The organism is Microbulbifer elongatus (assembly GCF_020524885.1).
GTDB lineage: Bacteria > Pseudomonadota > Gammaproteobacteria > Pseudomonadales > Cellvibrionaceae > Microbulbifer > Microbulbifer elongatus_A.
In genome coordinates this window covers 515,941-530,092 of sequence record NZ_JAIVKJ010000001.1, presented here as the reverse complement: position 1 = coordinate 530,092, position 14,152 = coordinate 515,941, and the positions used below count along the sequence as shown (strand labels likewise).

Annotated in this window: 12 protein-coding genes; 8 read left to right on the top strand and 4 right to left on the bottom strand. The window is 59.4% G+C overall.

Features of this window, described 5'->3' with window-relative positions; translation table 11 throughout:
• Positions 1-33 precede the first annotated feature (33 nt).
• From LC059_RS02060 to LC059_RS02025, 8 genes are all read left to right on the top strand, one after another.
• Entirely contained in the window at positions 34-210 is a 177-nt protein-coding gene (locus LC059_RS02060) for a hypothetical protein (RefSeq protein WP_226702168.1), read from the top strand.
• Entirely contained in the window at positions 200-3,208 is a 3,009-nt protein-coding gene (locus LC059_RS02055) for an ATP-binding protein (RefSeq protein WP_226702167.1), read from the top strand. Before LC059_RS02060 ends, LC059_RS02055 begins: the two co-directional genes overlap by 11 nt.
• A 128-nt stretch (positions 3,209-3,336) precedes the next feature.
• Positions 3,337-4,734 (top strand): sigma-54-dependent transcriptional regulator, encoded by a 1,398-nt coding sequence (locus LC059_RS02050; protein WP_226702166.1) that lies wholly within the window; start codon positions 3,337-3,339, stop codon positions 4,732-4,734.
• Positions 4,735-5,773: 1,039 nt separating this feature from the next.
• Positions 5,774-7,240 (top strand): polynucleotide adenylyltransferase PcnB, encoded by a 1,467-nt coding sequence (gene pcnB, locus LC059_RS02045; protein ID WP_226702165.1) that lies wholly within the window; start codon positions 5,774-5,776, stop codon positions 7,238-7,240.
• Between the two features lie 13 nt (positions 7,241-7,253).
• Entirely contained in the window at positions 7,254-7,730 is a 477-nt protein-coding gene (folK, locus tag LC059_RS02040; protein WP_226702164.1) for a 2-amino-4-hydroxy-6-hydroxymethyldihydropteridine diphosphokinase, read from the top strand.
• Positions 7,731-7,859: 129 nt separating this feature from the next.
• Positions 7,860-8,504 (top strand): deoxynucleoside kinase, encoded by a 645-nt coding sequence (locus LC059_RS02035; RefSeq protein WP_226703167.1) that lies wholly within the window; start codon positions 7,860-7,862, stop codon positions 8,502-8,504.
• Between the two features lie 62 nt (positions 8,505-8,566).
• Positions 8,567-9,382, top strand: coding sequence for a 3-methyl-2-oxobutanoate hydroxymethyltransferase (gene panB / locus LC059_RS02030; RefSeq protein WP_226702163.1), 816 nt, complete (start codon positions 8,567-8,569; stop codon positions 9,380-9,382).
• A 49-nt stretch (positions 9,383-9,431) separates the two neighbouring features.
• The gene (locus LC059_RS02025; RefSeq protein WP_226702162.1) at positions 9,432-10,214 is read left to right on the top strand and encodes a thioesterase family protein; all 783 of its coding nucleotides are present in this window, start codon (positions 9,432-9,434) and stop codon (positions 10,212-10,214) included.
• 3 nt (positions 10,215-10,217) lie between these two features.
• Here the strand turns inward: LC059_RS02025 and zntB are convergent, their stop codons facing one another.
• The 4 genes from zntB to bamC form a co-directional block, all read right to left on the bottom strand.
• Positions 10,218-11,186: a zinc transporter ZntB gene (gene zntB, locus LC059_RS02020; RefSeq protein WP_226702161.1), complete on the bottom strand. Its 969-nt coding sequence runs from the start codon at positions 11,184-11,186 to the stop codon at positions 10,218-10,220.
• A 13-nt stretch (positions 11,187-11,199) separates the two neighbouring features.
• Entirely contained in the window at positions 11,200-12,075 is an 876-nt protein-coding gene (locus LC059_RS02015) for a D-hexose-6-phosphate mutarotase (RefSeq protein WP_226702160.1), read from the bottom strand.
• Positions 12,076-12,143: 68 nt separating this feature from the next.
• Positions 12,144-12,917, bottom strand: coding sequence for an MBL fold metallo-hydrolase (locus LC059_RS02010; RefSeq protein WP_226702159.1), 774 nt, complete (start codon positions 12,915-12,917; stop codon positions 12,144-12,146).
• 18 nt (positions 12,918-12,935) lie between these two features.
• On the bottom strand, positions 12,936-14,108 hold the full coding sequence (gene bamC / locus LC059_RS02005) for an outer membrane protein assembly factor BamC (RefSeq protein WP_226702158.1): 1,173 nt from the start codon (positions 14,106-14,108) through the stop codon (positions 12,936-12,938).
• Positions 14,109-14,152: the final 44 nt, after the last annotated feature.

Genomic DNA, 14,152 nt, shown 5'->3' with positions numbered 1-14,152 from the left:
TATCTCGCCGCAGGACGCACCGACAGGTTTTAGATGAGCAACCGTACCCTGTTAATCCTGCTGGTACTGGTGGGCTACGTGTTCAGCCCCACCGTATTCACCTGGATGATCAACCCTTCCGGCGCCTGGTATCGCCCCTTTATTCTTTGGTTCGTCCTGATCCTGCTGGCGATCTTTATTCAGCGGAGGCGTGAGCCCGATGACCTTTGAGATCGTCAATATTGCGCTGATCGGCGTCGCCTACATTTTTGCCCTGTTCTTTGTTGCCTTCGCTACCTCCAAGGGCTGGCTTCCCAGCAACTGGGTACGCAACCCGTTCTTTTATGTGCTGTCCCTCGGGGTTTCTCTCAGTGCCTGGACCTACTACGGCATTGTCGACCTGGCCTGGCAGCATGGCTATGGCGTACTCGCCTACTATCTTGGCACCGGTGCCATGTTCCTGTTTGCCCCTGTGGCACTGGAGCCTCTTGCGCGCCTGGCCCAGCGCTACCAACTTACCTCCCCTGCGGACCTGCTGGTGTTCCGCTATCACAGCCGCGAGGCCGGCACCCTCGCCACCCTGTTCATGCTGCTCGGCCTGCTACCACTGATCGCCCTGCAGATTCAGGCGGTGGCGGAAACCCTGGCGCTGCTGTCCCGCGACGACGCCGCAGCCCTGGCGTTACCAGACAGCGGAGTCACCAGCAAAAACCTGATCGCGTTTCTTTATTGCGTTTTGTTGGCATTGTTCACCAGTACCTATGGCGCGTCTCGCAAGCGCAGAGCCGGCCTCGCCAGTGCTATGGCGCTGGAATCCCTGGTGAAACTACTGGCACTGCTAGCGGTAGGGCTTTACTCGGTGTACGGGGTATTCGGGGGTCTGGATGGCCTGGACCAGTGGCTAATGCAGAATAATGACATGCAGCAGCTGCTCTACACGCCCATCAAGCAGGGCTCTTCCCATACCCTGCTGCTGGTATTTATCGCCACCGCCGTGGCCATGCCGCATATCTTCTACCTGAGTATTGCCGAGCGCCCGGCCACTCAGGCGCTGCGTACCGCCAGTTGGGGTTTCCCGCTATTTCTGCTGCTGATGGCATTGCCGATCTTCCCGATCATGTGGGCGGGCTTCGCCATGGATATATCAGAGCCGGTGCAGTACTTCACCCTCGCCGTGCCCCGGGCCAGCGGCTCCGCGCTTCTGACGATCGTCGCATTTGTCGGCGGCCTTTCCGCCGCCACTGGCGCCCTGATCATGATTACCCTCGCGCTCTCCACCATGGTGATGAACCACTGGCTGCTGCCAGGCACCCGCTGGCAATCCGATGACAACATGTATCGCCAGCTACTGTGGTTGCGCCGGGCTTTGGTTGCGGCACTTTTCCTGGCGGGATTCGGTTTTTACCTGCTACTCAACAATCGCCTGTCTCTTTCCGACCTGGCGATCATCGCGTTTATCGCGTCACTGCAATTTTTGCCGGGCATCTTTGCAGTGATTCACTGGCCGCAAGGTAACCGCCGTGGATTTATCGGTGGGCTACTGGCGGGCATGTTTATTTGGGCAGCGGGTTTGCTGTTACCGGCCATGTTCGGCAATAGCGGCATCGCGTTTGGCGGTTACCGTATCCCCCTGGGCATGGAGATCTGGCCACAGATCACCACCCTGTCACTATCGGTGAATGTGCTGCTATTTGTGGGCCTGTCGATTTTTACCCGTACCAGCAGCCTCGAGCGCTATGCCGCGGACCTGTGCAGTGACGACTCCATCAGCCAGGCCCTGCGTCTGGAGCTCGATGTCCAGTCCGCCGCAGAATTTCGCATGCGCCTGTCAGAAAGCCTCGGTGCCGCTACCGCAAGTCAGGAAGTCAGCCGGGCCCTGCGACAACTGAACCTGCCAGAAGATGAACGACGACCCTATGCGCTGCGGCAGCTGCGCGACAAACTCGAAGCCAACCTGTCTGGGCTGCTCGGCCGGGTACTCGCCGGCCAGATCGTGGACCGTCACCTGCCATTTGTGACCAGTGACCAGCCGGCAAACAAAGACATCAACCTGATCGAAACTCGCCTGAGTCGCTACAAAAATCAGCTCACCGGCCTGGCTGCAGAACTGAACAACCTGCGCCTTTATCACCGGCAGATGCTCGAAGAACTGCCTATGGCGGCATGTTCTCTCGGACGCGACGGCGAAATACTGCTGTGGAATTACGCCATGGCCGACCTCACCGGGGTAAGCGCCAGCGAGGTAATCGGCTCGAAACCGGAGTACTTGCCAGAGCCCTGGCGCACCCTGGTAACCAAATTTGCGGAATCCGAAGATGCCAGTCGTTTCAAGCAACAGGTGGAAATGGACGGCAACAGCCATTGGCTCAACCTGCACAAAACGCGACTCAAGCACCGCACCGGAAAATACGGGCGTGAAAACAAGGAGAGCGGCAAGGACACCCGCGGCGACGGCCAGATGTTGCTGATGGAAGACATAACCGAAACCCAGGTACTCGAGCAGGAATTGATGCACAGCGAACGGCTGGCTTCTGTAGGCCGCCTCGCCGCCGGTGTGGCCCACGAGGTCGGCAACCCGGTGACCGGTATTGCCTGCCTCGCGCAAAACCTGCAGTTCGACTCCGACAACCCCGAAGTGCTCGAAACCGCAGACCAGATCCTGAGCCAGACCCAGCGAATCAGCCGTATCGTGCACTCCCTGGTGAGCTTCTCCCACAGCGGAAACCAGGAGAGCGAAAAGGCACCGGTGGACCTGCACGCCTGTGTAGAGGAAGCGGTGCAGCTGCTGTCCCTGCAACGAGACAAGACCCAGGTGACATTCGCCAATAATGTGCCGGGCGACCTTTTCGCACTGGGCGATAACCAGCGCCTGATCCAGGTGTTTATCAACCTGCTCAGCAACGCCCGGGATGCCAGTCCGGACGGCGGACATATCGAGGTGGAAGGGTATATTCGCGCGGGTCTTGCCTGCATCGCGGTCACCGACAATGGACCGGGAATCTCGCCGGCGCACCGGGAGCGGATTCTGGAGCCGTTCTTCACCACCAAAGAACCCGGTGAAGGCACCGGCCTCGGTCTCGCCATGGTGTACAGCATCGTGGAAGAACACGGCGGACAATTGGAACTGGTCAGTCCCGCCCACCCGGAAACCGGCCGCGGCGCGCGCTTTATCGTGCAGTTGCCACTGGAACGGCCACTGGAAAGTGGCTCAAGCGCGCAGGATTACTGACCAATCTGTTACAGGCAGGCGGCAATTTTAGATCATTTTTCAATCAATAAGGGTGTTTTGGGTTGCATCGAAACGCTCGACAGGTAAAACTTAGCCCCCTCTGAACATTTTGTAACCAGGCGTAACACATGAGCCACATCCTGATCGTAGAAGATGAAGCCATTATCCGCACAGCCCTGCGCAAGCTGTTGGAGAGGCACCGCTACAAGATCAGTGAAGCCGGCTCGGTGCGTGAGGCGACCACCAAGTTTCGCATCACGGATATGGATCTAATCATTTCCGACCTGCGCCTGCCCGGCGCCCCCGGCACCGACCTGCTGAAACTGGCGGGTGACGTGCCGGTTCTGATCATGACCAGCTATGCCAGCCTGCGCTCTGCGGTAGATTCCATGCGCATGGGGGCCGCCGACTATATCGCCAAACCCTTCGACCACGACGAGATGCTGGCCACCGTGCGCCGCGTCATCGGCAAGGCCGAGCAGAACCGCGCCGCTGGCGCCGCCGCTGCAAACAGCAAAACCGAGGGCCGCGCCATCGCCGGCATGATCGGTGACAGCCCGGTCATGCGCGAGCTTTACGCGCGCATCCACAAAGTCGCCCCCACTGACGCCACGGTGCTGGTGCACGGTGAAACCGGCACCGGTAAAGAGCTGGTGGCGCGTGCCATCCACGAGGAGAGCAAGCGCAACGGCAAGCCGCTGATCTCGGTGAATTGCGCCGCAATTCCGGAAACCCTGATCGAAGCGGAACTATTTGGTCACGAAAAAGGTGCCTTTACCGGCGCACAGACTGCGCGCGAGGGTCTGGTCGCCGCTGCCGATGGCGGCACCCTGTTCCTGGATGAGATCGGCGAGCTCCCCCTGGAAGCCCAGGCACGACTGCTGCGTGTGCTGCAGGAAGGTGAGGTACGCCCCATCGGTGCCATCGAGTCACGCAAGGTCAATGTGCGCCTGGTCGCGGCGACCCACCGCAACCTTCGCCAGTTGGCCGCCGAGCGCAAATTCCGGGAAGACCTTTATTACCGTATCAATGTGGTCCAGATGACGCTGCCGCCACTGCGGGAGCGTGGCAAGGACGTTTTGGCGATTTCCGAGAGTCTGCTCGAAAAGTTCTGCGCCAAGATCAATCGCCAGACCCTGAAATTATCCCCCGAGGCCATTCAGGCGGTGACCACTTACACCTGGCCGGGCAACGTGCGTGAACTCGAAAATGCCATACAGCGCGCGGTGATCCTTACCGAGGATACGAATGAGATTGACCACCGCACGCTGGATATTGACCTGGACTTGGTCCCCATCGAGGAGGCTGACACCGAGCGCCGCCCGCGCATCAACAGCTTGCACTCGGACCCCCGCGAAGACCTCTCCCTTGAGGACTACTTCGCCCGCTTCGTGCTTGAACACCAGGAAACCATGAGCGAGACCGAGCTGGCCAAGAAGCTGGGCGTCAGTCGCAAATGCTTGTGGGAGCGGCGCCAGAAGCTCGGTATTCCCCGCAAAAAGGCCAAGCGCGTAGTGGAAGCCTGACTTTTTTCGACGAAAATTTCTCAATTAAGGCCCCGGACAGCCACGCTGCCGGGGCTTTTCCGTTATATAGCCCCTGTAAAGCCCTCACCTGTCACAACCGATCGTTCGCTTCTCCTCACCCGACTTGAGCACGAAATTAGCTTGAAAATCAATGCGTTACACGTGCAACGGGGCCAGCGGCCAGCAACGCAGCCAAAGCGGTAACACATCACAAAATTGGTAACAGATGAAAGTGTTACCTCCTCTCCCAGTGGAGTAACAACTAACGCGATATGTGTAACGTAAAAGTGTGTTTAGGCGACGTAAAAAAGTTCCAAGAAATGTTAAGTTGTTGATTTATAAGAAATTTTTAAAGTTGGCACGCTATCTGCTTTGTATAGGTCAAACAACGACAACAGCCAAGAATAAAAATAAATGACTGTTTAAGCCCTAATAACAACTAACAATAAGCGGGCGAAGCACAATAACAATAAGAGAACGGGCAGATCGATAATAAAAGCCAAAGTGATCGATGCCGGAGCAAAAGATTGAGCAATAAAAACAATAAAGCTCAGAACAACAATAAAAATAAACAAAAAAATTGTTACCCGAGGGTAACTACTGAAAAACAATAAAAATCAATAATAAAAATAAACAATAAGAATAAAGAGTAATAAGAAAAACAACAATTTGTAGAAGACAACAAAAATAACGACAAGCACGTGACAAACTGACTGATTGTGCCTGGGAGAGGGTTTGCTGAAAAGCAAATTGATAGCGCAAGGAAGCCGCTGCCTTCATTCCGAATAAGAATAATTCCCTTCTTTTCTTTCTTTTCAATGAATGCACACAATTTGCTGGCCCCCGCGGAAGCGGGACCGGCAGCTGTGCGTTGCGCTGTGTGTGTTAGAATCCGCCTCCATAATATGTCCGGAACCAGGCCCAGCGAGGCACAACTGGTGAATCAACCCGGAGCCATGCGCCGGAGCTACAGTCTGAACAGCCCCGGAAGACCACAGCCGCCCGACACAAGCGGGCAGCGGACAACACAGAAAGCCGTATGTTCAACTCACTGATCAGCAGTATCAAACGCTGGCACAGCAAGCCCAAGGCCGATCGAGGCGCCGAGCCCAAGCCGCCCTCCGACAATGGCCAGAAGCCAAAACCTGCCAAAAAGTCCCCCCGAGCCCCCAAAACTTCCCGCGTTGTGGTTCCCCGTAGCGACCACAGTCTATCCCGCCGCGATGTCAGCCGAGCGGCCCTTACCGTCATGAAAAGGTTGCAGGAAGCGGGTTTCGAGGCCTTTATCGTCGGTGGTGGTGTGCGCGACCTGTTACTCGGCGGGCACCCTAAAGATTTTGATGTAGCTACCGACGCTACACCGGAACAGGCCAAACAGCTGTTCCGGGGCGCACGCATCGTCGGCCGCCGGTTCCGTATCCTGCACGCCCGTATAGGCCGCGAGGTGATCGAGGTCACCACCTTCCGCGGCCACCATAGCGACGGCGAGGCACACGAAGCGCAACAGTCCGAGCACGGCATGCTGCTGCGAGACAATGTGTACGGGGACCTGGAGAGTGACGCTGTGCGTCGGGACTTCACCGTCAACGCCCTCTACTACACCACCAACGGCTTCGAGATCCACGATTACACCGGCGGCATCCGCGATATCGAGCAGCGCCAGATCCGCATGATCGGCGACCCGGAGACCCGCTACAAAGAAGACCCGGTCCGCATGCTTCGCGCTGTGCGCTTCGCTGCCAAGCTGGACTTCGAAATCGAGCCTACCACTGCCGCTCCTCTCAAGGAGCTGGCGCCGCTACTGCGTAACATCGCTCCGGCGCGCCTGTTCGACGAGGTGTTGAAGCTTCTGATGAGTGGAAATGGCGAGCGCACCTTCGATCTGCTGCGCGAACACGAACTCTGGCCACACCTGTTTCCGGACAACGCCCGCGAGCTGGAGACCCCGGAAGCCCTGGCCCTCACCCGCCAGGCCCTGCGTAACACCGACGACCGCATCCGCAATGACCAGCGGGTAACACCCGCGTTTCTGTACGCCGCACTGCTGTGGCCAGCGGTTAACTCCGAGCAGAAATTCCTGACGGAGAAGGGCATTCCTCCAGTGCCGGCCCTGGCTCAAGCGGCGCAGAAAATTACCAGTAACCAACTAATACACACCGCCATTCCCAAACGCTTCTCCATGCCCATGCGGGAAATCTGGGAAATGCAGTCCCGCCTGCCCCGCCGTGGTGGCGAGCGCGCCTTCCGTCTGATGGAGCACCCCAAGTTCCGCGCTGCCTACGACTTCCTGCTATTGCGCGAAGACAGTGGCGAGATTCCCGCGGGTTTGGGCCAGTGGTGGACCGATTTCCAGCAGGCCGACGAGCAGCAGCGCCAGCAGATGGTTCGTGACGTTCCCCGCAATGGCGCTCGCGGCAGCAAAAGCCGCGGCCGACGCAATCGCGGTGGGCGCAACCGCAACAGCAGCAAGCGCCCCAACGGCGGCGCAGATCACCCGTCAAATTGAGCGGAATTCCCAAGTGACTCGCTGTTATATTGGCCTCGGCAGCAATCTGGACGATCCCGCTGCGCAGCTGCGCAGCGCGCTGCAGCAGATGAATGAAATCCCGCGTACCGTGCTGCAAAGCTGTTCCGGATTCTTTGCCAGCGCCCCGGTAGGGCCGGGCGAGCAACCGGACTATGTCAACGCGGTTGCAAGCCTGGAAACCGAGCTGCCCCCGGAGGCACTACTTGATGCCCTGCAGGCCATCGAGAACCGGCACGGCCGCGAGCGTACCCTGCGCTGGGGTGCGCGTACTCTGGACCTGGACATCCTGCTGTTTGGTAATGAGCAACTGAACACGGCGCGTCTTAGCGTCCCACACCCGCGTATGGCAGAGCGCAACTTTGTGCTGGAACCCCTGGCGGAGCTGGCTCCAGACCTGACCATGCCCGATGGCACTGCGTTGCAGGCGATGCTGACCCGATGCCCACCCAACCGATTACACCGCCTGTAGTCCTGGGCAGGGGTAACAAAAAGTAAGAACAAGGCTAGAAAAGGTGCACCTCCGGTGACAAGACTCTCCGACTCAGCTTCCACTCCGGGCGAAGACTACAGTGCAGAGAACCTCGCGCAGGAACTCGACCTGGACGGCAAAACCCTGCCGCGATTTATTGCCGTGGAAGGCAATATCGGTGTGGGCAAAACCACCCTGGCAAAAAAGCTTGCGGCCACTTTCAATTACGACACCCTGCTGGAACTGCCGGAGGAAAACCCTTTTCTGGAGCGCTTCTACCGCGACCCCAAAAGTGCTGCGCTGCCGACTCAGCTGCACTTTCTGCTGCAACGCTCGCAGCAGATTCAGGCTCTGCGCCAGGATGACATGTTCAAGCCGGTGCGGGTCGCGGACTTCCTCATTGAAAAAGACCATCTGTTTGCCGAGGTCACCCTGGACAGTGATGAGCTGCAGCTGTACCAGCAGGTGTACCAGCACCTGACCCTGGAAGCCCCCAAGCCGGATCTGGTGATCTACCTGCAGGCGCCATTGAACGTTTTGCAGGAGCGTATCCACAAGCGCGGTATTTCCGCCGAACGCAGTATCAGCAACGAGTATCTGGCCACACTCAACGAGGCTTACACCAACTTTTTCCATTACTACGATCAGGCACCACTACTGATCGTGAACTGTGCGGAAATCGATATCGTCGACCAGCAGAAGGACTATCTGCAGCTGGTGGAATATATGCTGAACGTTACCAGCGGCCGCCACTACTACAATCCCGGCCGGTAATCCGCAGCGGATACCTGCCCCATGTGTTACCGGGCTCTACGCCCACAACGTGAGTCATCACCATGCCCTATGCCCCGAGTGAGCTGACCAAACCGATCACGATCCAGACCCTGAGAAAAATGAAGGCGGACGGAGAAAAATTTATCTGCGTCGCGCTTTACGATGCCCCCATGGCCGCCATGGCCGAGAAAACCGGGGTGGAAAGTGTGCTGATCGGCGACTCCCTTGGCATGACGGTACTGGGCTACGACAGCACCATTCCCGTCACCATGGAGCAGATGATCTACCACGTAGAGGCCGTGGCCCGGGGCAATAAAAAATCGCTGATCATGGGCGACCTGCCCTTTATGACCTATGCCACTCCGGAGCAGGCGCTCACCAACGCTACCCGCATCATGCAGGCCGGCGCGCACATGGTGAAAATCGAAGGCGGCGCCTGGCTCGCACCGACCGTGAAAATGCTGTCCGAACGCGGTATTCCCGTGTGCGCGCATCTGGGCCTGACCCCGCAATCCGTGCACAAGCTGGGCGGCTTTCGTGTACAGGGCCGTAACGACGAGCGCGCCGGGGAGATTCTCGACGACGCCGTACAACTGGATGAAGCCGGTGCGGACCTGCTGGTGCTCGAGTGCGTCCCCTCTGAACTCGGCAAACGCATCACCGACACCGTTTCCATGCCTACCATCGGCATCGGCGCAGGCCCGCATACCGATGCCCAGGTATTGGTGATCAACGATATTCTCGGGCTTACGGAAAAGCCGCCCAAGTTCTCCAAGAACTTCCTGGCGGAAGCCGGGGACATCCCCGGGTCGCTGCGCAAGTATGCGCAAGATGTAAAGAACGGGGTATTCCCGGACGAAGAACACAGCTTCAGCTGACGCCTGGTTTTGACGTTTGGATTTAACGTTTGGTCGTAACGGTTGTTTTATGAATTTCTCCGAAGCACTGCGCAGTACGCGCGGCGAGATGGACACCCATGTACCGGAAGGCTGGATGCAAGGCCGGGCAGCCTTCGGCGGCCTTGTGGCCGCACTGGTTTACCAGGCCATCGAAGAACAATCGGAAGGTGCGCCCCTGCGTTCACTGACCGTCTCTTTTGTGGCTCCCACCAGCCAGGGTGCGCTCTCTCGCCGGGCAGAGGTACTGCGCCGCGGCAGCTCGGTTACCCAGATCGAGGGCCGCGCAGTACAGGGCGAGCAGGTAGTGGCCGCAGCACTGGCAAGCTTTGGCCGCGCACGCGAATCCTCCATCAGCGTTGCATTCCCCAGTGCGCCCAGCTTTACCGCCCCGGAAGACTGCCAGGCATTTCCGGATATCGAAGGCCTGACACCGGAGTTCGCCCGTCACTTCGACTACCGCATCGCACAGGGTGCCCTACCCTATAGCGGGATAAGCGATACCCGCTTTGGTGGCTGGGTGCGCTTTCGCGATTGCAATGACGAGGTCACTATCAACCATTTGCTGGCCCTGATCGATGCCTGGCCACCGGCGGTGCTGCAGATGCTGAGTAAACTGGCGCCCGCGAGTTCCCTGACCTGGACCCTGGAAGTGATGGAGCCCCTGAGCCAGTGCCGCGCCGGCGACTGGTGGCAGTATCTTGCGGAAATTGAACAGGCCGATGACGGCTATGCGGTAATTCAGGCAAAAATCTGGGATGCCGACGGCAACCCCGTGGCCCTGTCGCGGCAGACGGTTACGGTATTTGGCTGACGTTCAGAGCCACTTTTTCCAGCGAAAAACCACCAGCTGAACCGCCACGGTAATCGCCAGCAGCACACTGAAGATCAGAAACGCCCAGGGATTTTCCGAGCCCGGGATGCCGCCCACGTTAATGCCCAGCAGACCGGTCAGAAAACCGAGGGGCAGAAAAATCGCGGCGATGATTGAGAGTACATACATGCGGCTGTTGAGCTGCTCGGAGATGCGACTCATCAACTCCTCCTGGGTAACCGCTGCCCGTTCGCGCACCGCATCAATATCCTCGATGTGGCGCAGCAAGCGATCGCTCACTTCTCGCAGCTGCAGCCGGTCGGGCTCTCCAATCCAGTCCAGCTTTTCCACCATCAGGCGCGCCAGCGCCTCCCGCTGGGGCGACAGGTAACGTCGCAGCGTAATGGTCTGCTTACGCAGCACCGCGAGGTCCAGCCGCAGGCTGCCGCTGGCACCGGCCACAACCCGGTCCTCCAGCTCGTCGATGGTATCCTCGAAAGTGTCCACGGTATCGCTCATGCGCCATACCAGCAGATCCGCCAGCTCCACCACCAGCCCGGCGGTGGTACGCGGGCCGCGACCGGCATCCAGCTGCTGGCACAGGTCGCTTACCGACAGCAGTTGCCGCTTGCGCGTGCTGATCACTCGCGATTCCTCTGCCCACAGGCGAATAGACACCATGTCCTCCGGCTGGGATTCCGGGTTGAGGTTCACCCCGCGCAGGGCGATCAGCAAGCCGTCTTCCATGGAGGTGCTGCGGGGGCGGGTCTCCTCTGTCAGCAGCGCTTGTGCGACCAGGGGTTCGAGACCAGCGCCACCGCTGACCCAGCGCCTGACATCGCCGTCGGTGTAATCCATATGTACCCACAGGTGCCCCTGGACGGGCTCCCAGGCTTCCACCTCTGGCCAGGTGAGGCGACGGCCGCGGCCATTACCATCCAGCAGATATGCGTGAATAAGACCGGCGTTCATTGCAGGCCCCCGCTCAACGACTCAATTCCAGGTAAGCACCGGCGCTCTCGCCGGCGCCCAGTTGCCAGCTATCCGCGAATGCGTTGCCATGCTCCACACACACGAATCCGCTGTAATAGGGGCCGACATCTTTCAGTGTGGCGGCAAGCTCGGCGCCCGGGTTCCAGGTAATGACGGTATGGCAGTTTTCGCTGCGCGCGCGAATGGGGTTGGGGGTAACGATGGTCTGCTCCGCAGGTGCCTGCTCGAATACCCGATCCACTTCTCCGGGGAATCGCTGGGGGCCTTCGAGTCGGTCGCGGTCGAAGCCGCGGGTCTTGTCCAGGTATTCAACCCCGGAAAGCCCGTCCACCTCCACGTCGGCAACATCGGCGACCGCAAAATAGCTGTGCAGCGCCCAACTGTATTCGGCGGCCACGTCTGCGGTATTGGTCAATTCGAGATTAAAAGAGAGAGACTTGCCCAGCCCGACCTTCAGCGCACATTCGAAGCTCGCCTCGAACAGCGCATCCCCCGGGTGCTGGTAGCGAAATTCCAGCACCACGGTACCGTCCGCCCGTTCCTCGAAACTGCCCAGCTCCCACAGCTGGTTGCGTACCAGCCCGTGCTTGGGCTTGCCGGGATCAGTGCGATTTTCACCGAACCAGGGCAGGCACAGGGGTACGCCGCCGCGCACTGCCGCCCCCGGCTCAAAAACTGCCGAGGGGCTAAGCCACAGCAGTGGCGCGCGCCCCGTGGCGGTATATTCAAGTACCTGCGCCCCCTGCAGTGCGATCACCGCACGACACAAGCCGGTTTCCACCACCAGAAGGTCCAGGCCAGGTTTGCCATAGAGGGCGCCCGAGTCTGTGCGAGTGAGACAGGAGGGTAGTTGGTCGAAGGCTGCCACGAATTGAAACTCCGTTTCCCAGTTTTTCATTGAGGCCGGCAACGGACGTCGCAGCCCCGGAATGGACTCTACTCTGCCTTTTCGATCAGCAGCCAGTCAAACCCTTCCTGCTGGCAGGCAAAAATACAGTTGGCGGCACGGGCGGCGGCATCGGCGAGGGCCGCCTGTGCCAGTTCAAGACTATTGTTCTTTTCACTAATGTGAGCCACCACAAGGTGCTGCAAGCGATCGCTGCCCACCCGTTGCAGGAATCCCGCCGCCTGCTGGTTGCTCAGGTGCCCATACGCACCGCCCACCCGGCGTTTGAGCGACGGTGGATAAGGCCCCTGGGCGAGCATCTGCGGATCGTGGTTGGCTTCCAGTACCAGCGCATCACAGTCGCCATAGTGAGACTCCACGTGCGGCGTGATGGTGCCCAGATCCGTCAGTAGCCCGAGGCTGCTGCCGCGGCTGCGGAATACAAACTGCGCAGCCTCACGGGCATCGTGGGGCACGGCCACCGGTGTTACCTGAATATCCCCCACCGAAAACGGCTGATGCCCCTCGATGAGATGTACCTCTGGCAAGGTGCCAATATCCCGCGCACGCAGGGTACCCGGGGTCAGGTACACGGGTATCCGGTGTTTGCGGGCAAAAGGCCCAACGCCGCCCATGTGGTCACTGTGTTCGTGGGTAACGAGGATTGCGGAGAGATCCGCGGGAGAGACACCGAGCCGCGCCAGGCGCCGCTCGGTTTCCTTGATGGTGAAACCGCAGTCCACCAGAAGACAGCAATCACCGGAAGCGACCAGAGTGCCGTTGCCCTTACTACCACTGCCCAGGGAGGCAAATCTGATCGCCATGCTCGATAAAGTCCGCCGTCAGATCAGGTTCTGGCGGATGGCCATCAGCAACTCGGAGGCTTTGGCCCGCGACAGCGGCAAACCGCGGGTGCTGCGGATCCGTACCTCGATAGCGTTGTCCACATTGCGCAGAACCACGAGATAACCGGGAATGTTACTGTTGGGCGCGCCGCCCAGCCCCTGCATGTTCGCAAACAGCGCAGGCTCAGCGGTGGAGCTCATGTCGATATTCGCCAGTACCTGCTGCAGGCTGTAGGCATCAGCCGCTTTGGCCTGCTTGTCCTCGCCACCGGAACCCCAACCGGAGAACCAGCCGTCCTCATCGTCAGCCAGCTCACGCTCCGAGTCATAGGTGACATAGAAGACACCGATATCCGAGTCTTCCTTGTGCAGACGGTAGGCGCCGGTATTCAGCGCGTGGCTGACCGTAGCCCAGGCGCGGTTCATCGCCAGATCCAGTGCGATATAGGGTTCTTTGCCCGCAGGCTCCATGACCTGCACCTTGACCTTGCCACCGCCGATGGCCTGGGCCACCAGGGAGGCAGCGGCGCCGGTAGAGTCGGTCGCCAGCGCACTGGACATTTCATCGATCATCCAGCCCTCGCGCTCGGGACTGGAGGACTGGGCCGGCCAAATCACGGCGGCACTAGCGGGCGCCTCCATGGGCGCGGAGAGGTGGCGAACGTGAATCTCGGTAGTGTCTGGCTGCACCCCGGACTCAACCTGCAGGCGGTACTTGTCCTTGGTATCCGGGTTCTCACCAAAGGTGAGCCAGGTGGTTTCCATGGTACCCGCACCGGCATCGGACATGGCCAGTTGCAGCCCGGTGGTGCGCAGGAAATAGTGCAGTTGCGGCCAGACTTCATCCGGCGGCTGATTGACCAGTACCCAGCGGCGGTTACCCAGTTTCTGGATTTTCACCCGATCCAGGCCAACGTTGACCGACAGCGCCTGCGGGCGCGGCACCACGAATTCACCGCGGTCGACTTCGCCGCTGATCTGCGGCACTTCATAGAGTTCTTCCTGGTGCTTGGAGGTAACACCCTCCGGCATCTGCAGCGGCGGCAGGCTGTCTGCCAGCTGGTAGTCGTCACCGCGGTCGCGGAAATAACCGTCTTGGCCAAAGATGCCACAGCCACTCAGGGTGGTAACCGCAGCGCACAGCACGGCTCCGGCGGTAAAATTTCTCATTATTGGTACCTTGTCGAATCAGTCCCGATCGCAATTATTCTGAT